General features: G+C 57.3%; 25 protein-coding genes and 2 pseudogenes. 12 read left to right on the forward strand and 15 right to left on the reverse strand.

The window, feature by feature from the left end:
* Positions 1–70: 70 nt before the first annotated feature.
* From C8029_RS07240 to dapE, 3 genes are read right to left on the reverse strand one after another with little or no spacing between them, the layout of a single operon-like run.
* Positions 71–640: a TIGR04282 family arsenosugar biosynthesis glycosyltransferase gene (locus tag C8029_RS07240; protein ID WP_009570120.1), complete on the reverse strand. Its 570-nt coding sequence runs from the start codon at positions 638–640 to the stop codon at positions 71–73.
* A 17-nt stretch (positions 641–657) separates the two neighbouring features.
* Complete coding sequence (locus C8029_RS07245) at positions 658–1083, reverse strand: GNAT family N-acetyltransferase (protein WP_009570119.1); 426 nt, start codon at positions 1081–1083, stop codon at positions 658–660.
* Positions 1080–2237 carry a succinyl-diaminopimelate desuccinylase gene (gene dapE / locus C8029_RS07250; protein WP_009570118.1) on the reverse strand — a complete coding sequence of 386 codons (1158 nt, stop codon included), beginning with the start codon at positions 2235–2237 and terminating at the stop codon, positions 1080–1082. The genes C8029_RS07245 and dapE overlap by 4 nt, the downstream gene beginning before the upstream one ends.
* Positions 2238–2664: 427 nt before the next feature.
* Between dapE and C8029_RS07255 the strand changes: the two genes are divergently transcribed.
* Both C8029_RS07255 and C8029_RS07260 read left to right on the forward strand, forming a co-directional pair.
* Entirely contained in the window at positions 2665–3663 is a 999-nt protein-coding gene (locus C8029_RS07255) for a Hint domain-containing protein (protein WP_152002603.1), read from the forward strand.
* A gap of 59 nt (positions 3664–3722) precedes the next feature.
* Entirely contained in the window at positions 3723–4775 is a 1053-nt protein-coding gene (locus tag C8029_RS07260; RefSeq protein ID WP_009570116.1) for a transporter substrate-binding domain-containing protein, read from the forward strand.
* 12 nt (positions 4776–4787) lie between these two features.
* Here the strand turns inward: C8029_RS07260 and C8029_RS07265 are convergent, their stop codons facing one another.
* From C8029_RS07265 to dapD, 4 genes are all read right to left on the reverse strand, one after another.
* On the reverse strand, positions 4788–5795 hold the full coding sequence (locus tag C8029_RS07265; protein WP_152002604.1) for a TIGR00341 family protein: 1008 nt from the start codon (positions 5793–5795) through the stop codon (positions 4788–4790).
* 3 nt (positions 5796–5798) lie between these two features.
* Complete coding sequence (locus C8029_RS07270) at positions 5799–6149, reverse strand: DUF8846 family protein (RefSeq protein WP_152002605.1); 351 nt, start codon at positions 6147–6149, stop codon at positions 5799–5801.
* A gap of 95 nt (positions 6150–6244) precedes the next feature.
* The gene (locus C8029_RS07275; protein WP_009570113.1) at positions 6245–6487 is read right to left on the reverse strand and encodes a GlsB/YeaQ/YmgE family stress response membrane protein; all 243 of its coding nucleotides are present in this window, start codon (positions 6485–6487) and stop codon (positions 6245–6247) included.
* A 90-nt stretch (positions 6488–6577) separates the two neighbouring features.
* Positions 6578–7405 carry a 2,3,4,5-tetrahydropyridine-2,6-dicarboxylate N-succinyltransferase gene (dapD, locus tag C8029_RS07280; RefSeq protein WP_009570111.1) on the reverse strand — a complete coding sequence of 276 codons (828 nt, stop codon included), beginning with the start codon at positions 7403–7405 and terminating at the stop codon, positions 6578–6580.
* 123 nt (positions 7406–7528) lie between these two features.
* Between dapD and C8029_RS07285 the strand changes: the two genes are divergently transcribed.
* Positions 7529–8389 (forward strand): LOG family protein, encoded by an 861-nt coding sequence (locus C8029_RS07285; RefSeq protein WP_152002606.1) that lies wholly within the window; start codon positions 7529–7531, stop codon positions 8387–8389.
* Positions 8390–8391: 2 nt separating this feature from the next.
* Here the strand turns inward: C8029_RS07285 and C8029_RS07290 are convergent, their stop codons facing one another.
* The 4 genes from C8029_RS07290 to C8029_RS07305 all read right to left on the reverse strand — a co-directional run bounded on the left by C8029_RS07290 (position 8392) and on the right by C8029_RS07305 (position 10993).
* Positions 8392–8610 (reverse strand): hypothetical protein, encoded by a 219-nt coding sequence (locus tag C8029_RS07290; protein WP_009570107.1) that lies wholly within the window; start codon positions 8608–8610, stop codon positions 8392–8394.
* Positions 8611–8722: 112 nt separating this feature from the next.
* Positions 8723–9067, reverse strand: a complete 345-nt coding sequence (locus tag C8029_RS07295; protein WP_152002607.1) for a hypothetical protein — start codon at positions 9065–9067, stop codon at positions 8723–8725.
* Positions 9068–9153: 86 nt separating this feature from the next.
* Positions 9154–10332, reverse strand: coding sequence for a dual-specificity RNA methyltransferase RlmN (gene rlmN, locus C8029_RS07300; RefSeq protein WP_152002608.1), 1179 nt, complete (start codon positions 10330–10332; stop codon positions 9154–9156).
* Between the two features lie 121 nt (positions 10333–10453).
* Positions 10454–10993, reverse strand: coding sequence for an invasion associated locus B family protein (locus tag C8029_RS07305; protein ID WP_009570104.1), 540 nt, complete (start codon positions 10991–10993; stop codon positions 10454–10456).
* 179 nt (positions 10994–11172) lie between these two features.
* Between C8029_RS07305 and C8029_RS07310 the strand changes: the two are divergent.
* Positions 11173–12182, forward strand: a pseudogene (locus C8029_RS07310) (asparaginase).
* On the opposite strand, the gene C8029_RS07315 reads toward C8029_RS07310, so the two are convergent.
* Both C8029_RS07315 and serB read right to left on the reverse strand, forming a co-directional pair.
* Positions 12179–12937 (reverse strand): TSUP family transporter, encoded by a 759-nt coding sequence (locus tag C8029_RS07315; RefSeq protein WP_009570102.1) that lies wholly within the window; start codon positions 12935–12937, stop codon positions 12179–12181. The pseudogene C8029_RS07310 and the gene C8029_RS07315 sit on opposite strands and share 4 nt — an antisense overlap.
* Positions 12930–13823 (reverse strand): phosphoserine phosphatase SerB, encoded by an 894-nt coding sequence (gene serB / locus C8029_RS07320; protein WP_152002609.1) that lies wholly within the window; start codon positions 13821–13823, stop codon positions 12930–12932. The genes C8029_RS07315 and serB overlap by 8 nt, the downstream gene beginning before the upstream one ends.
* Positions 13824–14078: 255 nt before the next feature.
* On the opposite strand from serB, the gene C8029_RS07325 reads away from it, so the two are divergent.
* From C8029_RS07325 to C8029_RS07340, 4 genes and pseudogenes are all read left to right on the forward strand, one after another.
* Positions 14079–15221: a phosphoserine transaminase gene (locus C8029_RS07325; protein WP_152002610.1), complete on the forward strand. Its 1143-nt coding sequence runs from the start codon at positions 14079–14081 to the stop codon at positions 15219–15221.
* Positions 15222–15296: 75 nt separating this feature from the next.
* Positions 15297–16889: a phosphoglycerate dehydrogenase gene (serA, locus tag C8029_RS07330; protein ID WP_152002611.1), complete on the forward strand. Its 1593-nt coding sequence runs from the start codon at positions 15297–15299 to the stop codon at positions 16887–16889.
* Between the two features lie 87 nt (positions 16890–16976).
* The gene (locus C8029_RS07335) at positions 16977–17720 is read left to right on the forward strand and encodes a metallophosphoesterase family protein (RefSeq protein WP_152002612.1); all 744 of its coding nucleotides are present in this window, start codon (positions 16977–16979) and stop codon (positions 17718–17720) included.
* A 205-nt stretch (positions 17721–17925) separates the two neighbouring features.
* Positions 17926–20108, forward strand: a pseudogene (locus C8029_RS07340) (ATP-binding protein).
* 4 nt (positions 20109–20112) lie between these two features.
* Here C8029_RS07340 and recQ read toward each other — a convergent pair.
* Complete coding sequence (gene recQ / locus C8029_RS07345) at positions 20113–22179, reverse strand: DNA helicase RecQ (RefSeq protein WP_152002613.1); 2067 nt, start codon at positions 22177–22179, stop codon at positions 20113–20115.
* Between the two features lie 107 nt (positions 22180–22286).
* Complete coding sequence (locus C8029_RS07350) at positions 22287–22574, reverse strand: YggT family protein (protein WP_009570095.1); 288 nt, start codon at positions 22572–22574, stop codon at positions 22287–22289.
* A 69-nt stretch (positions 22575–22643) separates the two neighbouring features.
* Here C8029_RS07350 and C8029_RS07355 point away from each other — a divergent pair, with 69 nt between their 5' ends.
* The 4 genes from C8029_RS07355 to C8029_RS07370 all read left to right on the forward strand — a co-directional run bounded on the left by C8029_RS07355 (position 22644) and on the right by C8029_RS07370 (position 26463).
* Positions 22644–23246, forward strand: a complete 603-nt coding sequence (locus C8029_RS07355; RefSeq protein WP_009570094.1) for an acyl-CoA thioesterase — start codon at positions 22644–22646, stop codon at positions 23244–23246.
* A 69-nt stretch (positions 23247–23315) separates the two neighbouring features.
* Positions 23316–24704 carry an MFS transporter gene (locus C8029_RS07360; RefSeq protein ID WP_152002614.1) on the forward strand — a complete coding sequence of 463 codons (1389 nt, stop codon included), beginning with the start codon at positions 23316–23318 and terminating at the stop codon, positions 24702–24704.
* The gene (gene mepA, locus C8029_RS07365; protein WP_152002615.1) at positions 24701–25609 is read left to right on the forward strand and encodes a penicillin-insensitive murein endopeptidase; all 909 of its coding nucleotides are present in this window, start codon (positions 24701–24703) and stop codon (positions 25607–25609) included. The genes C8029_RS07360 and mepA overlap by 4 nt, the downstream gene beginning before the upstream one ends.
* A complete protein-coding gene (locus C8029_RS07370) occupies positions 25582–26463 on the forward strand; it encodes an esterase-like activity of phytase family protein (protein WP_152002616.1) in 882 nt (293 codons plus the stop codon). The genes mepA and C8029_RS07370 overlap by 28 nt, the downstream gene beginning before the upstream one ends.
* The last annotated feature ends 86 nt before the right edge of the window (positions 26464–26549 follow it).

Below are 26549 nucleotides of genomic sequence, written 5' to 3' on the forward strand. Positions count from 1 at the left end.
CGAATCTACCACGGCCCGCTGCGCCTCACCACTGACAAAGCAGCGGATGTGATGAAATCATCATGGGCGGTCAGTCGCGCTCATTCAGTCGGCGCAGATCAGAGAGGTCATCAACATCTGAAAGCGTCTCTAACTTGGCCCAACTCATCTGTTTTGCCGAAGCAAGTGTGTCCTCTCGCGCCCAGCGCGTGGACCAGCGCACTGAGGTTAAGAAGCCTGCGGGTTGCTGCGCCGGGTGACGCAGCCCGATGAGCCAATATCCCCCATCTGCGGCAGGGCCGATCACGGCAGAATGTGACCCTAATCCTGTAAAAGCCTGTCGAATGTGGGCTTTTTGAAGACCCGGAATATCGGCACCAATGACACAGGTTGGATGCGGAGCGCAGGCCCGCATCACGCGCGCCATACGGGCACCAAGGTCACCATGACCTTGTGGCATTTTGATAAGATCATCGGGCCAAACCCGACTTAAAAGACCTTCGTGATCTGGCGAGACAGCCAACACAATATCCCAACGAGGATCGCGCAGGCGTCGGATGGTCCCAAGCGCTTGGTGACGAAACCACCATGCCGCGCGCACCATGCCGATGTCACGGCCCAGCCGGGTTTTGACCCGACCGGGATGCGGTTCCTTAACCATAAGGACCAGATGTGGCCTCACAGGGCGAGGACCATGTCGTGATGTGGGATGCCACCGTCCATATATTCGTCGCCAATCACGCGGAAACCGAACCGTTCATAAAACCCGATGGCGTGATTTTGCGCGCCGAGTTTCGCGGTTTTGATATGAGGGCGGGTCTTTAGATCGGCCAAACACGTCTCGATCAGAGCCGCCCCAAGCCCCGCGCCTCTTTGCGATTTTTCGACACAAACCCGGCCTATTTTGCCGATTTCACCAGCTTCGATGATGCGTGCGGTGCCCACGGCGGCACCCGCCTCGTCTTGGGCGAGGAAATGCGTCGCCTCATCGTCGAATGTGTCGATTTCTTCTTCAAGTGGGACGTTTTGTTCCTCAACAAAAACCACCAGTCTCAACGCCAAACAGGCCTTGATGTCATCGGTTTTGCAAATGGTGATGCTCATGCGAAATAGTCCCCAATCAGGCGGGAATAGACCCTTTTCAGGTCTTCGATTTGCGAGACTGGCACCTGTTCGTCGACTTTATGCATGGTCTTGCCGACGAGGCCAAATTCGACCACAGGGCAGTGGTTTTTGACAAACCGCGCATCCGACGTGCCGCCCGTGGTTGAGAGTTCCGGGCGCAGGCCTGTGACCGTCTCAACCGACCTGGCCACCAAGTTCACGAAAGCACCGGGAGGTGTCAGGAAACTTTCGCCCGAAATGGAAAACCGCACCTCGATTTCGATCCCGGTTTCCTTGGCCATGCGCGCGGCTTTGGCGCGCAGCCACTCAGACAGAGACGCGCCTGAGTGAGCGTCATTAAAGCGGATGTTGACGGTGGCCTGACAGAGTGCCGGAACCACGTTGGTTGCCGGATTCCCAGTGTCAAAGGTTGTGACTTCTAGGTTGCTTGGGTCGAAATGCGCCGTGCCCTGATCCAGCGTATGTGCCGAGAGATCGGCCATCAGCCGCGCCAAAACCGGGACCGGATTGTGGGTCTGATGCGGGTAGGCGACATGACCCTGAATGCCGCGCGCGGTGAAATAGGCGGTGAGAGAGCCACGTCGTCCGATTTTCATCATCTCGCCCATGGTGTTCGGACAGGTCGGTTCGCCAACAAGGCAATCACTCATCGCCTCGCCGTTTTGCGCCATCCAATCGAGCAGAGCGATGGTGCCATCCGTGGCGTCGCCCTCTTCATCGCCCGTGATGGTGATGATGATGGCATCATCTTTCGGCTGGGTTTGGGTCGCATAGTCGCAAGCGGCGGCAACAAAAGCCGCCACGCCGGATTTCATATCGGTGGCCCCACGCCCCCACAGCAGACCATCTGCGATCTCGCCGCCAAATGGGTCATGGGTCCAAGCCGCAAGATCGCCGACGGGGACAACATCCGTATGGCCATTAAAGCCCAAGCTGCGCGCCGCGGCCTTTTTGCCCCAACGGGCAAACAGGTTTGGCGTGCCATTGCGATCGACCCGAACGCAGACAAAACCGGCTTTCGTTAACACGCGTTCCAAAAGGGCCAGCGCACCAGCCTCGTCTGGTGTGACACTTGGACAGCGGATCAAGTCGGCTGTCAGTTGAACGGGATCGAGCGGTGTATCGAGCGCCATTGCGGTCTCCTTTGGTCCCCAAATATGGCCTCAAGAGTTACCCGCCCCGCCCGCGCGGGGCAATCCGAAGATTGTTGCGCGGTTGTAACAGATCACACCGCCATTCTTGAGCGGGCGGAAAAGTGTTAACTAAATCCGAATTGCATGTTTGAGTATGATCAAAACAAAGGTGAGGCAGACGTCAGACCCAGTTGCGGGTAAACCCGAACGGTTCTGTCACCCATTAACAAGTCAATAAAACGCGGTTTTCCGTGTGGTTTCCCAAATGTTGGATCTGCGTCATCGGCACTGTGCAGATTATGACCTTTGAACAAGGTCATGGTCATGAGGGGGCGGGCATCATATGGCGTGGCTTGGGGCAGTGGCAACGAAGTGCCACCCGGTTTACAACTCACTTGGATTGCAGCAAGGTGCCGCGCGTGGGCCCGTGGGCCGCCGTGTCTTGCACAGCGGCAGTGTGATCCTTGAGACTGCGATCCCGGACCAATTTTGCCAGCCACTTGATCTGATCGACTTTGAACGTCACGCCGAACTCAGACGCAGTTTTCATATGGTGATGGGTCCCAATGGTCGGCTTTGGGTGGCCGTCGAACAGGGTCAAACCCTCTCCGTTCTCTCTCTTGATCTATCCGCATGGAGCAAAGAGACCCCCATTCGCATCACCTACAGTTGGTGTTGTCAAACCAACAGCGCGTGGATTGGTGCCGAGAATCTTGAGACTGGCGCCATAACATCCAAATCCTCCACCGACCGTCCTGTGCCCCTACACGAAGACGACCTTGCGCGGATATTGTTTGCCGTCGACAGACCGTCCCTGACCTCCGATGTGACCTGTTTTGCCTTTTCCGATCATGTTGAACCTCTAGGCTATTCCGAAGGTATCGCCGCTAAAGCACTGGTCGATACCGAGCACGGGCCCCGTTTGATCGAAACGCTCACACCGGGGACACTCATTTCCACCCATTCGGGCGGCCTGTCGCCTTTGGTGGCCCTGATCGAAACCACATTGCCAAACATCGGACGCATGGGGTTGGTCCGCCTGCGCCGACCCTTTCAAAACCTGCTCCAAACCCTCGACGTCTCGCAACGCTGCGAAATCCTGACGGAAGGGGTCGATACCGCTTATCTCTTTGGCGTCGAAGACGTGTCGATCAAAGCGATGCACATCGCGCCTTTCCTTCCGGTCACGACCTCTTCGGCCGGATTGGTGTCGAAACGCTACAACCTCGTGCTTGCTGATTTTCAGGCCTACCACGTCGCCGGCATTCGCGTCATGCCCCTGGCCCTGAACCATGACCCACACCAACCAGCGCCAACCCGGCTGTCGCATCTCAACGCGATACAGATCCCAAAACGATGCGGTCATGACCCCGCATCCCTGTTGCGCCATGAAGCCCTTGCGCTTCTTTCCGATCGCTATCTGTGATCCGCGATTGAAAGCGGGGCCAAGCTTATGCCATATGCGATCTGGATGGGGGTGATGCTATGAATCACATTTTCCGCCTTTGGGCGTTTCTTTTGCTGTTGTTCAGTCCCATGTCGGGCTGGGCACAAGACCTTAAAATTATGACCGTCTCGCGCGTGCCATTTTCTATGGTCGAGGCCGGGCGTGACACCGGCTTTTCCATGGAGCTTTGGGACGCATTGGCCACTGAACTTGGCTGGAGCTATGCCATCGAGAGGGTGGACAGCTTTACAGAGATGCTTGGCGCGATTGAGGATAACACGGCAGACGCCGCTATCGCCAATATTTCGATCACCGCAAGCCGCGAGTCGGTCATGGATTTTTCCCAACCGATCTTTCAGGCCGGTCTGCAAATCATGACCCCGCTGGGCAATGAAAGCAGTTCCATTTGGGCCGTTATCCTCTCAAAAGATCTTTTGATCGCTTTGGCGGGGGCTTTCGCGCTTTTGCTCGGGGGCGGCATGTTGATGTGGCATTTTGAAAAGCGGCATCAAGAGTATTTCGACATGCCCGCCAGCCAAGCGATGTTCCCGGCCTTTTGGTGGGCCTTGAACCTTGTCGTCAATGGTGGGTTTGAGGAGCGGCAACCACGCTCGCCCATGGGCCGTCTGTTTGGCGTCTTTCTGGTGATTTCGTCTCTGTTTTTGGTGTCCGTTTTTGTTGCGCGCATCACCGCCGCACTGACAGTGGATGCGATCCAAGCCAATGTGAACGGGCTTAACGATCTCTATGGCAAAACCATCGGGACGGTTGAGCGCTCGACGGCTGCGGAGTTCCTCTCTCGGCGTGATCTGAGCTTCGTGCCTTATCATGATCCTGCGGCGTTGATTGAGGCGTTCGAACAGGGCGAGATTGACGCGGTGGTTTATGACGCTCCAATCCTTGCGTATTATGTGACCCAAAAGGGTCGGGGCAAAGCGCGGCTCATTGGGCAGGTCTTTGTGCCAGAAAACTATGGGATTGCGCTGCCGTCGGGGTCTGCGCTGGCCGAGCCAATCAATCAGAGCCTTTTGGAACTGCGGGAAAATGGCACGTATGATGCGATTTATCGCAAGTGGTTTGGGTCGAAATAGACCCGAACCGCCTTAATTGTGCCAAAAATCGGGATGCCCAAAGCCCCATAAGGCGAGCGTCACCAACAGGACCAGCCCAACAGAGATGGCAAGGCTCACGCGCACAGATGTGGCGTGGGCTTTGCTTTTCCACCGTCTTGGGCGGATGCCTTTGAGGACAAAAACCACCTGTGCGGCGAGGTTGATGGCGACGATGTTGACGGCCACGCTTGCCAGGGCGCGTACGGCCATGTCCCAGTTTTGCCCCCCGATCAAAAGACCGAACCCCGCCAGCGGTGGCAAAAGCGCGGCGGCCACCATGACGCCAATCAAAGCGGAGGTGCTACCAGAGGCAACCATAAGCGCGGCTGCCGCCCCTGAGGCCAAGGGCAAGATCACGGTCTGAAGCGACAGGACGCCGGAGTAATCCAAAAGGCCCGTGTCCTGAGACGGAGGAAACATCTGCCCGATCACCGCGCCGACCAGGACCGACACTAAAATCCCAGCGCCCAAAGAGCGCGCCGAGAGTTTCAACAAGGCGAGGTTCCCAAGCGCCGTGCCAAAGGCAAAGGCGATGATCGGACCCAAAAGCGGGGCGATCACCATAGCGCCGATAACCACTGCAACTTGACCAGATCTGAGCCCAATTGCCGCAACACAGGTCGCAAGGGCGGACATGATCAAATAGTCTTTGGTCAGCGCGGCATCGGCACGAATATCGGCGTAAATGTCTTCGCGTGTCGCCGCTGTTTCCTTTTGGGCGATCCGTTCCTGTTCGTCCTCATCGGTGTTTTCAGGCAGGCTGGATTCCGTAGCCAAGGCATAGAGCCGCCAGCCTGTGCGACCGTCCAATGTCTCGGCCAGACGGTCGACAACCTCTTGGGCATCCGCTTTGTGCAGGGCAATAAAAACCGTTACCCGCCCGTCCTCACTGCCACAGGGCACTTGCCACCAATCGCGGGACGACATGTCGGCAAGACAGTCAGAGACATCCTCGAAATCTTGTTTTGAAATCACAAGTTGGACGAGGCGGTCCGCCATGGCTTAGTGCCTCACGCCGTCATCGCCTTCAAAAAACGGCGTCAGTTGCGCCACGATGACCGAATTCTCATCCAAGGCCCGCTGCATCAGCTCTCGTTCGTCGTCTGAAATGTCGTGGCCCTCGGCCAGCCGCTCCTCCAACGTGCCATAGCCCGTCACATCAAGCGGCGCGAGGTCGGCCTGTTTCAGGATCGCAACGCTTTCACGCACCGCCTCGGCTTCGTCCACACCGGACGCATAGATCATAAGCGCGCCGCCAGTGGCCCCTTTGGGCAACCCGTCGCCGTCTTTGCGACCCACTTCGACCAGCAGGGTGTAGACCTTTTGGCGGCTGATTTTTGGTTCTTTTGTCATGCCATCCGTTTGCTGAGCCGACGGGGGAAAGTCAAGCCTCAGCGGATTGACAAGCGGTGATCCCGCCAAACAAAGGCGGGATCATGACAGGCGGCTCAGCGCACCTGGCGCGCCACCCAAATCAAAAGGCTTGCGCCAAGAACGCTCACGACGAGCTGCGGCAGCCAAGCATTTGCGGCATAAATCCCCAAAAGCGACAGGATCAGGTTCAACACAAAGGCGCCAACAATCCCCAACACGATGTTCATCAGAAGGCCTGTGTTGGCTTTCATCAGGTTGCTTGCAATCCAGCCCGCAATGCCGCCGATGATGATAGACGCGATAAGTCCAAGTCCCATAAGACACTCCACATTTACTGACATTTGGCAATGAAAAGGGCGCGCAAAGGTTGCCCTCCGCGCGCCCGCTCTCAATAGATATAGGATAGATCAGTCGCGAAGCAACTCGTTGATCCCGGTTTTCGAACGCGTTTTCTCATCCACACGTTTGACGATGACCGCGCAATAGAGGTGCACACCGTTTTTCGACGGCATGGAACCCGCGACGACGACGGAATAGGGGGGCACTTCGCCGTAGAAGACTTCGCCGGTGTCGCGGTCGAGGATTTTGGTCGATTGGCCGATAAAAACGCCCATGCCCAAGACCGAGCCTTCACGCACGATCACGCCTTCGACGACTTCAGAACGCGCACCGATGAAACAATTGTCTTCGATGATGGTCGGACCAGCCTGCATCGGCTCCAAAACGCCGCCAATGCCGACACCGCCGGAGAGGTGGACGTGTTTGCCGATCTGCGCACAGGAGCCAACGGTGGCCCATGTGTCAACCATCGTGCCTTCGCCGACATGCGCGCCGAGGTTGACGAAAGACGGCATCAACACCACGCCCGGCGCGATATAGGCAGATTTACGGACAACGGCGTTCGGCACGGCGCGGAACCCGGCGGCTTTCCATTGATTGTCGCCCCAGCCTTTGAATTTGCTGTCGACCTTATCCCACCAACCAGAGCCTTGCGGGCCGCCAGCGTGCTCTTCCATGTCCTTGATGCGAAAGCCAAGCAAAACGGCCTTTTTCGCCCATTGATTGACGTGCCAATCGCCATTCTCGCGCTTTTCAGCCACGCGCAATGTGCCGCTGTCGAGCGCGTTCAACGTCTCTTCGATCGCCTCGCGGGTTTCGCCCGTGGTGGCGGGGGTGATCGTGTCGCGCGCCTCCCAGGCGGCTTCGATGGCGGCTTCGAGCAGTGCATTGGACATGTGGGTCTCCCGGATCAACATGGAATATCTGTTGGCAGAGGCTATAGTCGGTCCAGACCCCCCGCGCAACGCGAACGACAGCAAAGCGCGGCAAAGCAAAACACTTGTGAGGCACTGCACATCATGACCGACCATCCCCAAGCCCCCTCCACGCGCCGCCATCCGTTGCGCGACAGCCATATGGATATGGAGACGGCACGGCATATTCCCGATACGCCGCAAACCCGTTCGCCGTCTTATGCCTTGGCGTTTACCGATGGCACGTTCATGTGCCGTGATGAATTGCGTCCGGTGCGGCTTCAGTTGGAACTGCTTAAACCTGAATTGATGATGGCCGAATATGGCGTCGAAAGCACGATTGTGCTGTTCGGCGGTGCGCGCATTCCCGAGCCTGCCAAAAAGGACAGGGCCCGGACCAAAACCTTGGCCGAGCTGACGAAATACTACGCCGAGGCGCGCAGTTTCGCCCGAATGATGACCGAGCGCGCCAAGGTGAACGGGCATCGCCATAATGTGATCGTGACCGGCGGCGGGCCGGGGGTGATGGAAGCGGGCAATCGCGGTGCCAAGGACGCGGGCGGGGTGTCAATCGGTCTCAACGTTGTGCTCCCGCATGAACAAGCGCCAAACGAATATGTTACGCCGGAGCTGTGTTTCAATTTCCACTATTTCGCGATCCGCAAAATGCATTTCCTGATGCGCGCAAAAGCGATTGCGGTGTTTCCGGGCGGGTTTGGGACGCTGGACGAGATGTTTGAAAGCCTGACGCTTATTCAAACCGGGCGGATGAGCCGGGTGCCGTTCTTGTTGTTTGGTCGGGCCTTTTGGGAAAAGATTATCAACTGGGAGGCCTTGGCCGAGGCCGGAACGATTGCCCGGTCCGACCTCGATTTGTTCAAATTCGTCGAAACCGCAGAAGAGGCCGTGGCCGCGATTGATGCGTGGCCCATGGAGGGCGCGCGCGATCATATCGACGGGCGCTGAATTCAGGTTTTTTGGGCGACGGAGATTTCGGCGTCCAAAAGATACTCTGTCGCGCTGTCGGAAAACCGAACGCCATCCATCGCGCCGTCCATCGCCCGGTGCATGTAGCGATCAAGGGCCATTTCCTGCACCACGGTGCCGATGGTTTGACCGCCTTCGCGGGCCAAAAGATGTAGCATTTCAACCGTCGATTCAGACAGCAAAAGGGTGATTTGTTCCATTTTGGAACCTCCTCGCGGCATGCGCGTTAAAAGGGCAGGGTGGCCTGACCCAGAGAGTGTTGAGCCAAGTGCGTATGCGCGTGCCCGGCAAAGGGCGCGCCAAATCGTTTCATCAGGCAGAATAAGGTTGGCCAATTTGAGAGGCCTTGCACAGCCGTTCGCCTTCGGTGGTTTGCAGGATCAATCCACCCCCGCGTTCGGCCAATTCATAGCCTTTGGCGCGCAGCACCTCCTGAAGATCGTCCCAGCCAGAGGCATAGGCGAAATCATGAGCCAAATAGGCCTGAAGCGCATGGGGGTGTTTGGGGCCTTTGTAGCCGAATGCCCCTTCGCCGGGGCGCACCGCAACGTCTAACACGTCGCGAATATGCGCGCCCATGGGTTGACCGGCACGTAGGGCCGCGTGGTGAACGCGGGTGCCAAGGTTGTCATCGAATCTGATCTGTATCCATTCCATGCCGGGGACTGTGCCCGGACATGGTTAAAGCCGCGTTACCGTTCAAGAGCCGAGCGCGAACACACTGTTTCCGTGCTGGAACCGGCTCACTTTCCGGCTTCGGCCTCGATTTGCTTGCGGGATTTGCGTTCGCGTTCGGTCGCGGATTTGAGCTGACCACAGGCGGCCATGATGTCCTCGCCCCGCGGGGTGCGAATGGGCGAGGCATAGCCCGCCGCCAGGAGGATTTTGGCAAAGGCGTGGATGCGGTTGTTCGACGAGCGTTTGTAGGGCGCGCCGGGCCATTCGTTGAACGGGATGAGGTTCACTTTTGAGGGGATTCCCTCGAGGAGCTTGATCAAACGATAGGCGTCTTCGTCGCTGTCATTCACGTCTTTGAGCATCACATATTCAAAGGTGATGCGTTCGGAATTGGACACTTTCGGATAGTCGCGCAGCGCATCCAACAGCGCCTCAATGTTCCAGCGTTTGTTGATCGGCACCAACATGTCGCGGGTCTCGTCCGTGGTCGCATGAAAGGACACGGCCAACAGACAACCGATCTCCTTGGCGGTGCGATGAATTTCCGGCACAACACCGGAGGTGGACAGCGTGATCCGACGCCGCCCAAGGGCAATACCGTCGCCATCCATCACGATTTTCATCGCGTCGCGCACGTTCTCAAAATTATAAAGTGGCTCGCCCATGCCCATCAAGACGATGTTGGACAGAAGCCGTACATCCGGTTTGCGCGAGCCTTTTTCCGGCCATTCGTCCAAATCGTCACGCGCCATCATCACCTGACCGACGATTTCACCCGCCGTCAAATTACGCACCAATTTTTGCGTGCCGGTGTGACAGAAGGAACAGGTCAGCGTGCACCCAACCTGCGAGGAAATACACAGCGTGCCACGGCCCTCTTCAGGGATGTAGACGACCTCGACCTCATGCCCGCCATTGATGCGCACAAGATATTTGCGGGTGCCATCCTCGGAGACCTGCTTGGAGACCACCTCGGGGATGCGGGCTTCGAACTTTGCGTCGAGCTCGTCGCGGTAGGCTTTGCCCAAGTTCGTCATCTGGGTAAAATCGCGCACACCCCATTGATAAATCCATTGCCAGATCTGTCCCGCACGCATCTTTGCCTGTTTCTCAGGCGTGCCGTTTTCGATCAAAACCGTGCGCAGGTCCTCACGGGACAGGCCGACAAGATTGATCTTGTCGCTGGCGGGGTCCTTGCGGGGAATGGTCAAAACATCCTGCGTGATCGGGGCGCGGGTTTGCATGCTCGGGGTCTCTTCTGTGATGGATAAGCGCGGCTCATACAGGATTCTGCCCCGCAATGAAACCCATATGCAAAAGGCCCCGCAGTTTCCGCAGGGCCTTTCGTTTGTGGCAAAAGCGGAATTAGCCGCCGCAGCGTTTGGCGGCCTCTTCCACAGAGGCGGTAAAGCCCAATAGCGAGAACGTGTCTTTGGTGATCGTGCCACGGGCAGAGCGCGCGGTCAGGGTCGCCGCAGAGCCGCGCTTCATCGCCGCAATGATTTTTGCGTCATCTTCCGGGGTCACGGCCCAGGCCGTTTCATCCTCGGATTTGGTGAACAGGGTGAAATCCGATCCGCCGATGTCGAGGCTGACCTCTGAGCCGGGGGCAAAAGGATAGCCGCCCAGGAACGACACCTGGCCGTTGACGCCGCTGGCTGGACCGTAAGTCACGAACAAAAGAATCTCACTGCGGGTGACCGATTTCAAACGGCCCGCGCTATCGGTGTTGACGGTTTCTTTCGGTTTCGACACCGCCCAACAGGTCTTTGACGGGGCGGCCTCTTCATAGACGTACCAGTCGGTGTTTGCGCCGACTTGATTGGTGCTTTCCTGCGCGATTGCATGGCTCGCAACCATAGCAAACCCCACCGCAAGAAGGCCCTGTTTCACAGAAAAACTCATGTTATCTCGCTGCCTCTAGCTATCATGGCCCATTTTCGATACGCCTCCGCTGTCTATAGCTGCGGTTTCGTGGCGTGATGAGACCTTTTTCGATGTTCCGAAGGCACAGTAACGTAAATCCGCTGATTTGGGAAAGGCCCCTTGGCGGAAATTCGCTGAAACGTGAAAGGAAAGAGCAAATGGATCAAAAACGCCCCTCCACGCATCCGATGGTTGATGTCTGGCGTGGACCGATTTGCGAAAGCCGACATGACGGGTTTGCGGTGATTTGCACTGCAAAAGGCGACGTCATTGAGGGTTGGGGCGATCTCGATACGGTGATCCTGCCACGCTCCTCGGTGAAGATGATCCAAGCGCTGCCTTTGGTCACATCCGGTGCCGCCGATGCCTTTGGTCTGAGTGTTGAACAACTCGCGCTGTCCTGTGCCTCGCACCAAGCGCGCCGATCCACACCACGCGGGTTCTGAGCTGGCTGAATGGGCTGGGCCTGAGCCAAGAGGACCTGATCTGTGGCCCGCAACGGCCTTGGGACACGGACACGCTTCACGCCCAAATCAAAGCGGATGAGAGCAAATGCAAGGTGCACAACAATTGCTCCGGCAAGCACTGCGGATTTTTGACCCTGACCCAACATTTGGGTGCGGGGCCGGACTATGTTGACCCCTCCCATCCGGTGCAGGTTGCGGCACTTGAGGCGTTTGAAACCGTGACGGGCGAGACCTCGCCGGGGTACGGCATCGATGGCTGCTCTGCGCCGAACTTCGCCACCACCGTGCGTGGGCTAGGCCGCGCGATGGGATATTTCGCCGGGGCGCGCGAAGAGGGCGATACGATGGAGCGCGCGGCGTTTCGATTGGCCAAGGCGATGCGCACCCATCCCGATCTGGTCGCCGGCGAGGGCCGCGCCTGTACCGAATTGATGCGCGCCGCCGAGGGCAAAGTCACGATCAAGACCGGGGCAGAGGGCGTGTTCACCGCGATTCTGCCCGAGCAAGGTTTGGGCATTGCATTGAAAATCGCCGACGGGGCCACACGCGCCTCCGAATGTGCGATTGCCGCGCTTTTGGTCAAGCTAGGTGCGTTGGATGCCAATGACCCAATGGTGAAAAAGCGCCTGAACCCGGATGTGCCTAACTTCGCCGGGATCAACACCGGCGAGATCAAAACCGCCCCCGGTTTTCCGGCTTAAAACCAGTCCGCCATGAGTTTCAACGCTAAGGCGGTGGAGGCAATCACCAACACCGGCTTGATCAGCTTTGCCCCCACGCGCGTGGCCAAGGTTGATCCCACATAGGCTCCGGCAATCTGCGCTGCGCCCATCGCCAAACCCAACATCCAAAAGGGTTTGGCGACCAGGATGAACCCGGTCAAACCGCCAATATTTGACGCGAAATTCAACAGCTTGGTATGGGCCGTGGCTTTCAAAATGCCGTAGCCTGCTAGGCCGACAAAACCGAGCATGAAAAACGCGCCCGTGCCGGGACCAAGCAGGCCATCGTAAAACCCGATGAACGGTACAAAGGTTGTGGCAAAGACCACAGGCGTGATGCGCTGGGTCCGGTCCACATCGCTCAATCCCGGTTTGAAGGCAAAGAACAACGCGATAGCGATCAACAGGATCGGCAGACCCAGACGGATCACATCGGTCGGCAGTGAGCTTGCCAACAGCGCGCCAATCAACGCCCCGACAAAGGACAAAATCGCCGGGCCGATTTGACGTTTTAAATTCACATGTCCCGCCCGCGCGTAAGTGATCGCGGCCATCCCCGCGCCAAACAGCCCCTGCACTTTGTTGGTGGCCAAGGCGGTGATCGGCGGCAGGCCCGCGAGCATCAAAGCGGGCACGGTGATCAAGCCACCCCCGCCCGCGATACTATCGACAAACCCTGCGGCAAAGGCCGCCGCGATCAACAGAAACAGAAGGTCGGTTGAGACCTCAAACATTTCGGCATTCAACCTGGGCGAACTCGGATCTGGCATAGCCTTGGATGTAAAGCAGCGCGCTCAGATCACCGTGGTTGATGCGAATATCACATTCGGCGGCGACAGACGGTTTAGCATGAAGCGCGACCCCGGCCCCCGCCAGCCCCAACATGCCCAGATCATTGGCACCGTCGCCCACGGCCATCACGTCATCATGGTCCAGGCCAAGGCGGGCGGTGATGTCTTTGAGCGCTTGCACCTTGGCTTCGCGGCCAAGGATCGGCATCCCCGGCGCGCCAGTGAGTTTGCCGTCTTCGATCAACAAGGTGTTGGCGCGGTTCTCATGAAACCCAAGGGTCTGTGACACATAACCCGTAAAGGCGGTGAACCCGCCCGAGACCAGCGCGCAATAGGCCCCATCGCGTTTCATCGTCGCCAAAAGCGCACAGCCGCCGGGCATAAAGGTGATGCGTTCGTCGATCACCCGTTGGATGACGGATTCAGGCAAGCCTTTGAGCAAGCCGACCCGCTCTTTCAACGCCCCTTCAAAATCCAACTCGCCGTTCATCGCCTTGGCGGTGATGGCTTTGACGTGATCGCCGACGCCCGCAACATCGGCCAATTCATCAATGCATTCTTGTTGGATCATGGTGCTGTCCATATCCGCCAAAAGCATCTTCTTACGCCGCGCTTCGGTGGGAATGACGATCAAGTCGATGCCCTGCGTTTGCAGCCCGTCCCAGACATCCCATTGATTCGACGGTACCGCCTCAACGGAGAATTCCGCAGCCTCTCCCAGTGCGAGCCATTTGAGATCGCCACCGCCCCAAGCCGAGCGCAAAGCATCGACGGTTGTCAGATTGAGTGCCGGCACGGCGGGGTTTGTAAGCAGGATACAGGTGAACATGGGAGACCTCCGTTTGTCGCCTGTTTACGCAATGAAATGTCGCGTTGCCAGTGCTATGAGGTCGGGTTTCGGCGGTTTTCAAAGCGAGGCTCGAAGTTTCCAATCGGAAACGATCCAGCGCATATGCGACATATGTCGAATAAAAATGCGACATATTTTTGCGAATCTATATTGCTGCGCGCTCGGAAAGCCTCTAGTTCGATCAACGGGACACCTCTCCCCAACGAGAGGCATTTATCTGTAAGGATACCAGCAATGGCTACTAAGCACCCGCACTCGCGTCCTGCGAATCCGCGTTTTTCCTCTGGCCCCTGTGCCAAAATCCCCACATTTTCTCTCGATCTTCTGGCCGACGCCCCTCTGGGTCGCTCGCACCGTGCCGCCGTTGGCAAGGACAAGCTGAAGGCCGCGATTGAGACGACCCGCGACATTTTGGGCATTCCTGCTGATTACAAAATCGGTATCGTTCCGGCCTCTGACACTGGCGCCGTCGAGATGGCCATGTGGTCGCTCTTGGGTGCACGCAAAGCCACGATGGTGGCTTGGGAATCCTTTGGCGCTGGCTGGGTCACCGATGTTGTGAAACAACTCAAAATCGACGCCGAAGTCAAAACCGCCGATTACGGTCAGATCGTTGATTTCGCCGAGATTGATTTCGACACCGACGTTGTCTTTACATGGAACGGCACCACCTCCGGTGTGCGCGTCCCCAATGGCGACAAAATCCCGGCGGACCGTGACGGTCTGACCATCTGTGATGCGACCTCTGCGGCCTTCGCGATGGACCTGCCTTGGGACAAACTCGACGTCACCACCTTCTCTTGGCAGAAGGTGATGGGCGGCGAAGCCGCGCATGGGATGATCGTTCTGTCGCCGCGCGCTGTGGAACGTCTTGAAACCTACACCCCCGCATGGCCGATGCCGAAGATTTTCCGCATGACCAAAGGCGGCAAGCTGATTGACGGCATCTTTAAGGGTGAAACCATCAACACCCCCTCCATGCTTGCGGTCGAAGATTACCTTGTGGCGCTTGAGTGGGCACAAAAAATCGGTGGCCTGCCGAAGCTGATCGAACGCTCCACCACCAACGCAAAAGTGCTTTGGGACTTCTGTGATCGCAACGACTGGATTGCCAACCTGGCCGAGGATGAGACCACCCGGTCCAACACCTCCGTGTGTTTGAAATTCACCGATGAGCGCATCAAAGACGGGGCGGCTTTTGCAAAAGCTGTGGCGAAAAAACTCGAAGACTACAACGCAGCCTACGACATCGGCGCGTATCGCGATGCTCCGGCTGGCCTGCGCGTATGGTGTGGTGCGACGGTTGAATCCTCTGACATCGAGGCGCTGACGCTCTGGCTCAAATGGGCCTTTGAAGAGTGCATCAACGCGCAATAAGCGCGCCAGATTTTCAAACATTCAGTCGGGCGGAACGCGCCCGACATCCCCACATATATTTCAGGAGCGCCCATCATGGCCCCCAAAGTTCTCGTCTCCGACAGCCTGTCTGAAACCGCTGTTCAAATCTTCCGTGACCGTGGCATCGAAGTAGACTTCGAACCCAAACTCGGCAAAGACAAAGAAAAGCTCGCCGAAGTGATCGGTAAATACGATGGTCTCGCGATCCGTTCCGCGACCAAAGTGACCGCCGCCCTTTTGGAACACGCCACCAACCTCAAAGTGGTCGGTCGTGCGGGCATCGGCACAGATAACGTCGACAAAGAAGCCGCGTCCAAAAAAGGCGTGATCGTGATGAACACGCCGTTCGGCAACATGATCACCACCGCAGAACACGCGATTGCGATGATGTTCGCCGTGGCGCGTCAATTGCCCGAGGCCTCCGCTTCCACTCACGCGGGCAAATGGGAAAAATCGAAATTCATGGGGGTCGAGCTGACCGCGAAAACCCTTGGCGTCATCGGCGCGGGCAACATCGGTGGCATCGTGTGCAACCGTGCGCTTGGCCTGAAGATGAAAGTGGTCGCTTATGATCCTTTCCTCTCCGAGGAACGTGCGGCTGAAATGGGCGTTGAGAAAGTCGAACTCGACGAGTTGCTCAAACGCGCCGACTTCATCACCTTGCACGTGCCGCTGACCGACAGCACCCGTAACATCCTCTCGAAAGAGAACCTTGAGAAAACCAAAAAAGGCGTGCGCATCATCAACTGTGCCCGCGGCGGTTTGGTTGACGAGGTGGCTTTGGCCGAGTTGTTGAAATCCGGTCACGTTGCTGGTGCCGCCTTTGACGTCTTCGCCGTCGAACCCGCCACCGAGAACCCGCTGTTCAACTTGCCAAACGTGGTCTGCACCCCGCACCTTGGCGCTTCCACCACCGAAGCCCAAGAAAACGTGGCGTTGCAAGTGGCCGAGCAAATGGCCAACTACCTCTTGGACGGTGCCGTTGAAAACGCGCTGAACATGCCGTCGATGAGCGCCGAAGAAGCTAAAGTTATGGGTCCGTGGGTCAAATTGGCCGAAAGCCTTGGCTCTTTCATCGGTCAGGTCACCGAAGAAGCCATCGAAACCATCAACATCACCTATGATGGCGTGGCCTCTGAGATGAACCTCAAGGCGTTGGAAGCCGCCGTGATCGCAGGCATCATGCAGGCAGTGAACCCGGACGTGAACATGGTGTCGGCGCCGCTGATCGCCAAAGAGCGCGGCATCCAGATTTCCAAAACCACCCAAGATGCGTCGGGGACATTTGATGGTTTCATCAAGCTCGACATCCAAACGGTTGAGAAATATCGCACCATCGCGGGCACCGTATTCTCCGATGGCAAACCGCGCTTTATCCAGATCAAAGGCATCACCATTGATTCCGAGATCGGCGAGCACATGCTCTACACCACCAACAAAGACGTGCCGGGTGTGTTGGGCAAACTCGGGACATTGTTGGCCGAGCATGGCGAAAACATCGCGAACTTCACGCTGGGCCGCGCCTCCGAGGGTGGTGATGCGATTGCGATGACCTTCCTTGATACGCCGATCAAAGCGGAAACTGTAGCCGCGCTGAAAGACACCGGATTGTTCCAACGCGTGATCCCGCTGCACTTCAAAGCGTAATCAAAGCAACAGTCACGAAAAGATCACCAAGGGCCGCTGGAGTTTTCCGGCGGCCCTTCTATTTTGGCCGCAGCACAGGAGAGAGACATGCGCATCTACGCCATCGGAGACATTCACGGACAACTCGACATGCTCAAGGCTGCCCATAAGCGGATCGAAGCGGATAAGGTCCGCGTGGGCGACCCCGATGCGAAGATCATCCACCTTGGGGATTATGTCGATCGCGGCCCGGACAGTGCTGGGGTGATCCAATATCTGATGGATGGGATGGCGGCGGGTCAGCCATGGTTGGCCATTCGCGGCAATCATGACCGCATGTTCACCCGCTTTGTGCGCCACGGCATCGCTCATGATGCTCAGATCAAATCCGGCAAAAGCTGGCTACACCCGGCCCTTGGTGGGGTGGAGACACTGGCCTCTTATGGAGTTGAGGCCAAAGACGGTGACTTTGAACTCTGTCACATGCGCGCCCATAAGGGCGTCCCTGCGGCCCATTTGGACTTTATCGAAAACCTGCCGCTGACCCATCAATGGGGAAATTATCTCTTTGTGCATGCGGGCATTCGACCCGGTGTGGCACTTGAGGATCAAGACGAAGAGGATCTGATCTGGATTCGCGACGGCTGGCTTGATTATCACGGGACACTGCCGATGATGGTGGTGCATGGGCACACGGCCTTGGATGAGCCCACCCATTTTGGCAACCGCATCGACATTGATTCCGGCGCGGGCTACGGCCACCCGATGACAACATTGGTGATCGAAAACGGTCATGAAGAGGTGGTGACAGAGACTGGGCGCAAGCCCCTCACCCATGCCAAGCCCGGATAAGCCACGACATCGCACGGTCTTGCCATCGGCAATCTGCCAACCTCAGTGCATGACATCTCTTGTGTGATCGCGCGGATTTGCGTCTCTGTGCGGTCTTTTCATGTCAATTTTCTCGAATTGATTAAGACTCTTTTCACTCTGTTTGGACCATTCTACCGCAAAGCCCCGGTCACATAGGATCGGGCAGGGTGTGAAGAGGTCCCACATGTCACTGTCTGAAACGTTTTCTCAGGAACGCCGCGCACGCCTTGCGGCTGAGCGGCTTCTGGAACTCAAACAGGCTGAGCTTTTCGAAGCCAATCGCAAACTGTCTCAACACGCCCGTCATCTGTCCGATGAGATCATCGTCAAACGCGAAGAGACCGAGGTGCTGCGCGGCGAGAACATCCGCACCAAAGAGGATTTGGAAAAAGCCAATGTGGCCGTCCATATCGCCGAGCGCCGCCTTTGGGATTCGCTTGAAACCATTCAGGATGGGTTTGCCGTTTTTGACCCGTCTGACATCATGATCGCCGCCAATCCCGCCTATCTTCGGGTGTTTGACGGGCTCGAAGACATCCAGCCCGGCATCAGCTATCCCGACATTCTCAAACTCGCGGTTGAAGAGGGCATCATTGATATCGGTGATCTGACCCGCGATGCCTTTATCGAACGGGCGATGGCGCGTTGGCGTGCGCCGTCGCGTGAACCCCATGTTCTGCGACTTTGGAACAACCAATTCGTCAAACTCGTCGACCGCCGCTCTTCGGATGGTGACATGGTGTCCTTGGGCCTCAACATCACCTCGACGATCCGCTATGAGGAGCGGCTCAAAAAGGCGCGGTCCAAGGCCGAGGCCGCCAATCGCGCCAAATCCGCGTTTCTGGCCAATATGAGCCACGAAATCCGCACGCCGATGAACGGCATGGTTGGCATGGCCGATCTCTTGGCGGAAACCGAATTGAACGAAGAACAAATCCTCTACGTCGAAACCATCAAATCCTCGGGCGAGGCGCTTTTGGGGTTGATCAACGACGTATTGGACTATTCGAAAATCGAAGCCTCTAAACTTTCCTTACACCCGGAACCTTTTGATCTTGAACGCTGTATTCAGGATGTACTGGTGCTGTTGCAACCGAACGCTACCCAGAAAAAAGTTGATCTGATCATCGACTATGACATGTTCTTGCCGACCAATTTCATCGGTGATCCCGGCCGGATGCGTCAGGTATTGACCAATCTTGTTGGCAATGCGGTGAAATTCACCCATTCGGGTCACGTCATCGTCCGGGTGGTGGGCCTACCCGAAGAGGACGGCAAACGTCAGCGCGTCCATGTCTCTGTCGAGGACACCGGGATCGGCATTGCCCATGACATGATCGAGCATATTTTTGGCGAATTCAATCAAGTCGAAGACGAGCGCAATCGGAAATTCGAAGGCACCGGCCTTGGGCTCGCGATCACCCGTCAGCTTGTGCAATTGATGGGCGGCGAGATTTGGGTCGATAGCGAAGAGGGCGTGGGCTCCTGCTTTGGCTTCCACATCACCATGGACGTGATTGCCCAGTCCGACGATCAGCGCCTGCCCTCGTGGATGCACAAAGCCGCGCTTTTGGATCACATCAACGCCAATTCCTTGATCTTGGAAAAACAATTGACGGTGCTGGGGTTTGAGGTCTCGCCGTTTGAAAGTGCCGATGCGCTTTTGGCGTCACCACTGGATGCGCAGGTGTTTTTGATCGACAACAATATGCCGAACACCGACATCGGCACGCTGATAAAAACTCTGCGCATACGCGGGGTCACTGCGCCGATCCTGTTGATGACCTCCGGGCCGGTTTCGGCGGGGTCTTTGGACGGGCATGATGCCACAACACTGCAAAAACCACTGTTGCGGGCAAACCTGTGGCGCACTTTATCGTCTCTCATCCCAGAGGAATCGAGCCCCCCCACATCCGAAGCCGGTCGTCGCATGCGGGTTTTGGCGGCGGAGGACAACAAGACCAATCAATTGGTCTTCGGAAAAATGCTCAAATCCCTCGACATCGAATTGCGCTTTGCCAACAACGGGCGCGAGGCGGTGGAACAGTATCAGGCTTTCAGCCAGACTTGATCTTTATGGACATCTCCATGCCAGAGGTGGATGGCAAAGAGGCCACCCGCCAAATCCGCGCGCTTGAAATTGACAGCGGGGCGCATGTCCCAATCGTGGCCCTAACAGCGCATGCGATGGCGGGCGATGAACAAGACATTCTTGCGGCGGGTTTGGATTATTATATGACAAAGCCTCTGCGTAAGGCGTCTATTATAGATCGTATTCTGACGGAACTTCCCAAGGGTTGCTGTTCGATTCTTCCGGAAGAGACAGCCGCCGTTCCCTCCGGCGACACCGTCATGGCTGGCGAATAATCCCCTAAGCCGCCGCGATCGCATCCAACATAGCCGGACCAAAGCGTTCAGCGGGCTTTTCGCCAATGATGCGAGCCATCGCGGTAAGATCACGCGGACGCAATTGGACGATTTTGGCAATCTGTCCGGGTGAAAGCGTCAGTGGTTTGAGCGTACCACAGTCACCGCGCGCGAGCTGACGTTGAATCTCTTGCAGGTGATCAAACAAATCCCCGCCGCCAGAACTCGCAAGTTTGCGCCGAGACGGATGCACATCGGGGCTTGGCGCGCCCAAAATGACCGAAAGAAACGCATCGCCGTACCGCTCAAGCTTTTTCGCGCCAACACCGCCAATCCGCCCCATGTCGTCCAGACTCTGCGGTCGGGTTTCGGCCATTTCGATCAGGGTGCGATCGGCAAAGACGACATAGGCAGGTACACGTTGCTCTTCGGCCAGGGCGCGGCGTTTGGCCTTGAGCGCGGACAAAAGTGGTGCGTCTTCGTCCGACACCAGTGCCTTGGCCACCGGGCCTTTGTGCGCTTTCGCCAAGGTATCGCGGCGCAGGGTGATACTGGCCTCGCCTTTGAGGATCGGCATCGCAGGTTCGGTCATGAACAACGCGCCGAACCGATCCGGGTTGGGCCGCACAAGATCGGCCCCCATCATTTGCCGAAACACCGCATTCCATTGCCGTTTGTCATATTCTTTACCCACGCCAAACACCGACAATTGGTCATGGTTCCATTGCCTGACCTTATCCGTCATCGTGCCCGTCAGCACGTCAATCAAATGCCCTGCGCCAAAGCCTTCGTCACACCGCAACACGGCCGACAGCGCCTTGCGCACCGCGACCGTGCCATCAAACAACGCCGGCGGACTGTCGCACAGGTCGCAATTGCCGCAAGGCGCGGAGGTCTCGCCAAAATAGGAGAGCAAGGTCTGACGTCGACAAGTCTGCGCCTCTGCCAGCCCCAAAAGCGCGTTCAAGCGAGCATGATCGGCGGCGCGACGTTCGGAAGGGGCCGGGCTTTCGTCAATCTGGGTGCGGCGAAACCGGATGTCGTCGGGGCCAAAGAGCGTCAGGGTTTCAGCCGGTGCGCCATCGCGGCCCGAACGCCCGATTTCCTGATAATAGCTTTCGACCGATTTCGGCAGATCGGCATGGGCAACCCAGCGGATATCCGGTTTGTCGATGCCCATGCCAAAAGCGACGGTGGCGACGACGATCAACTCGTCCTCTTGTTGAAACTGACGTTCGACATCGCGGCGGCGCTCCGGCTCCATGCCGCCATGATAGGCCTGCGCGAGATGACCGGCATCGCTTAGCGCCTTGGCAAGGCTTTCAGTTTTGGCGCGAGTGCCGCAATAGACGATGCCGGATTGGCCCTTGCGCGCAGAGGCAAAGCCAAGGATTTGGCGGCGAGGTTGATCCTTGACCGCGAAGGCGAGGTGAATGTTTGGTCGATCGAAGCCACGCAAAAAGGTCTCGGGCGTTTGACCATCGAACAGCCGGGTGATGATTTCGCCCCGGGTTTCTTCGTCTGCGGTCGCAGTAAATGCGGCCAGTGGCACATCAAGCGCGCGGCGCAGATCACCGATGCGCAAATAATCGGGGCGGAAATCATGGCCCCATTGCGACACACAATGCGCCTCGTCCACCGCAATCAGCGACACATTGGCCCGCCGCAGCAGGGGCAAAGTGCCACCAGAGGCCAAACGTTCCGGGGCCATGTACAGGAGTTTGAGACGGTTCTCGGATAGGGCGGCAAAGACCTCATCGGTCTCCTCATCGGTGTTGCCAGAGGTGAGCGCTCCCGCCTCAACCCCCACCGCCTTGAGAGCCTGAACCTGGTCGCGCATCAAGGCGATCAGGGGCGAAATGACCACGGTCAGCCCGTTACACACCATCGCGGGAAGTTGGAAACACAGCGATTTGCCGCCACCCGTCGGCATGATCGCCAAGACATTGCGCCCCGCGATGACGGCATCAACGATCTCTTCCTGACCGGGGCGAAACGCGTCAAATCCAAACACGGAAGAGAGAAGCGCGTGCGCTCCTGTGTGCGTCGGGTCCGCCTGTAAGGTGTCCATGTGATCCTGCTCTTTGTTGCGGGCAGAATCGCACGGGCGGGCGCGAGGCTCAAGGGCTTAAGGCGTTTCGCGGGTTAAGTCGTGTCTAAATCTAGACCCGAAATGCTTTAGTAAAACATGCCCGCGTTGTTGTAGATGATCCGCTCCAGCGCATAAATGGCAATGAAGGCCACAAGCGGGGCGAGATCCAGGCCGCTCATCGGCGGCAGGATTTTACGGATCGGGCGATAGATTGGCTCAAGCAGGCGCGAGAGGCCTTCCCAGATTTGATAGACCAAAGGCTGGCGCACGTTGAGCACCTGAAAGTTGATCAACCAACTCATGATGATCTGAACGATCATGACGAATTTCACGATACCGAGGATCATGAGAAGGATTTGGAAAAGAGACATCATGTGCAGGGGTCCAATCAGTAAGGTCGCTCACTCACCTAAGGTCTCCGTCCCGATCGTGCAAGATGGACGATGCCGCATCCTGTGCCGCAACGTCCCGGCTTGACCGAATTTGCCGCGGCTGCGAAAGGTTTGGGCATGTATCCATTTGTCCGCATGATCCACCAAGCCCGCAAAGTGCGCAACACGCCAAAACTTGGCCTGTTCGACGCACATCTGTCGCATCACTATTGCCTGCCTTGGGACATCGACCTTTGGCTTGAATTGAATAACGGAAGAACCTTAACACTCTTTGACCTTGGCCGGATTCCGATGTCGATCCGCAATGGCACCGCACAGGCCGCCAAAGCCGGTGGATTTGGCATGGCTGTGGCGGGGGCGTCCGTGCGCTATCGCAAGCGGGTGACGACGTTTCAAAAGGTTGATATGTGGACCAAACCTTTGGGGTTTGACGACAGGTTTCTCTATATTGAACAGTCGATGTGGGACCAAAAAGGCGACTGTTGTAATCATATTCTGATCCGGGGTGCTGTGATCAAGAACCGCAAAATGGTACCGCCGCGCGACCTTTTGACAATGATCGAGCCTGAGGTCGAAAGCCCAGCCCTACCCGAGTGGGTTCAAAATTGGATTGAGGCGGACAACACGCGGCCATGGCCACCTGTGCGCGATTGATGCCTTAGGCGTTGCGCACGCCCGCATTTGCCTGTTCTATCGCGTCAACTGAGGTGAGAAGGCAGGACCATGGGCGCACCAAGTCACAAAAAACGTATCTGGGGCTGGATGATGTATGACTGGGCGACGCAGCCCTTTCACACGCTCATCATCAGCTTTATTTTCGGGCCTTATTTTGCCGAACAGGTGATCGCCTATTTGAGCGCTGGCGGAATGGAAACGCTGGAGGCCAAGGCACGGGCGCAATCCATCTGGGGCTATGGTTTGACCGTCACCGGATTGTTGATTGCGGTCAGCGCGCCTTTGCTCGGCTCCATCGCGGATGAAAGCGGCAGTCGCATGCCGTGGATCAAACTTTTCTCCGCGCTCTATGCGATTGGCGCGGCGGGGCTTTGGCTTGCGGCACCGGGCGATTTCCCCACGGTACTCGTGCTGATTTTCTTTGGATTGGGCCTGATTGGGGTCGAATTCACCACGATTTTCACCAACGCGCTGTTGCCCGCTTTGGGCACGCGCGCCGAGATTGGCAAGATCTCAGGCGACGGTTGGGCTTGGGGCTATGTCGGCGGGATCATTTCACTGGTGATCATGCTGTTGCTCTTTGCCGAAAATGCCTCTGGTGTGACGCTTTTGGGCATCCCGCCCCTGTTCGGGTTTGACCCGGAGATGCGCGAAGGCACGCGGTTTGTCGGCCCATTCGTGGCACTTTGGTTTGTGATCTCGATGATCCCGTTTTTCCTTTGGGTCAAAGAGCCAAAGATAAAAGGCCTGTCACTCACCGCCGCCGTATCAAAAGGCATCCATGATCTGGGTCGCACGCTCGCGTCCTTGCCCTCGCGCAAATCGTTGTTCTCTTATCTGATCTCGTCGATGTTCTACCGCGATGCGTTGAACGGTGTGTTCACCTTTGGCGGAATTTACGCCCTTGGTGCGCTCAACTGGAGCGTGGTGGACATTGGCGTGTTCGGCATTTTGGCAGCGCTCACCGGGGCGATTTTCACCTATTTTGGCGGCTTTGCAGATCAAAAATTTGGCCCCAAACCCGTGATTATTTTCTGCATCCTTGTGCTGGTCTCGACCTGTTTGGTGATTTTGACCATCACCCGTGACAGCGTGTTGTTCATATCCGTTGATGCCACAAGCAAACTGCCGGATGTGGCGTTTTACATCTGTGGCGCGGTCTTGGGTGCCGTCGCGGGCGTGATCCAATCGGCGAGCCGCACGATGATGGTGCGTCAGGCCGACCCGGATCGGATGACAGAAGCGTTCGGACTTTACGCATTGTCAGGAAAAGCGACGTCTTTTCTGGCACCTGGCTTGATCGCAGTGATGTCTGATCTCACCGGATCGCAGCGCCTCGGCATTATGCCGCTGATCGGGCTTTTCCTTCTTGGGCTTGTGCTGTTAGCTTGGGTCCATCCTGAGGGAACGCAAGAAGGAACAAAGGTGTCAGAATGATGCGTAATTGGGTTGGCTTGTTGGCCTGTGTGATGCTTGTCGCCTGTGTGGGCGGTGGAAAAGACCGCGCGCCCGCGCACAAGGTCACGGTGTCCTCGTCGGATCACAGACCCGCCAAAGAGGTCTTTGGTCCAATCGCGGCCCCCTCAAGACAAGAGCCCGCCTCCTTTGGCAGCTATGCCAAGGGCTGTATCGGCGGGGCGGCGCAATTGCCCGAAACCGGGCCGACATGGCAAGCGATGCGCCTGTCGCGCAACCGCAATTATGGCCATCCTGTTTTGATTGATTTCCTCGAAGATCTGTCTCGCAAAGCGGCCATGCAGCCGGGATGGGCCGGCATTTATGTGGGTGACATGAGCCAGCCGCGTGGCGGACCGATGTCCTCGGGCCATGCCAGCCACCAGATCGGGCTGGACGCTGACATTTGGATGTTGCCGCCGAAACGGTTGGATTTGACCGTGGCGGAACGCGAAAACATTTCGTCAATTTCGATGCGCCGCGCCGCAGGTGCCTATGTCAACGACAGTTGGACGCCGCAGCATCACCAGGTTTTGAAAGCGGCGGCAAGTGACCCTCGCGTGGCGCGGATTTTTGTCTTTCCGGGCGCGAAAGTTCAGATGTGTAAGGATGAAAAGGGCGACCGGGCGTGGCTGCGTAAAATTCGGCCGTGGTTTGGCCACCACTATCATTTCCACGTGCGGCTGAACTGTCCGAACGGAGATAGATCCTGTGAGGATCAAGCACCGCCGCCGCCGGGCGATGGCTGTGCCGATGCACAGGACTGGGTGAACAACATCCTTAATCCGCCGCCGCCAAACCCCAATGCCAAGCCTGCGAAACCGAAACCGCCAATCACTCTCGCGACACTGCCTGCACAATGCTCCGCCGTAGCCTCCTCGCGCTGATCGCGAGCCTTGTCCCGCTCACAGGACAGGCCGAAAGCGCACGCTACTTGGGCAGCTTTGTGTGGACATCCGCTGATGAGCGTTTTGGTGGGTTTTCAGGGTTGGACATCTCTGAAGATGGGCGTCATTTTTACGCGCTCTCAGATCGCGCAAACCTGTTTTCCGGGACATTGACCCGCACGGAGAATGGCACTGTGTCCGCAGCTCAGATTGATACGATTCAACGCCTTAAATCAAAGGATGGTACCGCTTTGGGGGTGATCAAGGGCGATTCTGAAGGGTTTGCCCTGGCGCCAAACGGCACCGCCTATGTCTCCTTTGAAGGCAAACATCGGGTCGCAAAACTGTCGCTGGCAAATGGTCAGACGGTGGATCTCAAGGGCCACCCCGATTTCGCCAAGATGCAGGCCAATTCGTCGCTTGAGGCCATTGCCGTAGATGCCTCAGGCGCAATTTTTACGCTACCGGAACGCTCCGGGGCGATGGAGCGACCCTTTCCGCTCTATCGTTATCGCGCCGGGACAGGCTGGGACCAGCCATGGTCGATCCCACGGCAAAGTGGCACGGATTTCCTGCCTGTCGGGATGGATTTTGGCCCGGATGGGAAGCTCTATCTTTTGGAACGGTGGTTCACCGGGATCGGGTTTTCAAGCCGTGTGCGGCGGTTCGACATGACTCCGAATGGCCCCGCCAATGAGGTTGAGTTGCTGCGCACGATGACGGGCACACATGATAATCTTGAAGGCATTTCGGTTTGGTCCGATGCGGAGGGGATTCACCTCACGATGATCTCCGACGACAATTTCCGGTTCTTCCAACGCACCGAATTGGTCGACTACCTGATCCCGAAATAGCGCTTGAATTGCAGCTATACTGGGGTTAAACGCGCCCATCGCCCCGCAGTCGCGGGGCCGAGTTGCCGTCACCTTCGATAAAAAAC

Source organism: Roseobacter sp. TSBP12 (genome assembly GCF_009129705.1).
GTDB classification, from domain to species: domain Bacteria; phylum Pseudomonadota; class Alphaproteobacteria; order Rhodobacterales; family Rhodobacteraceae; genus Celeribacter; species Celeribacter baekdonensis_A.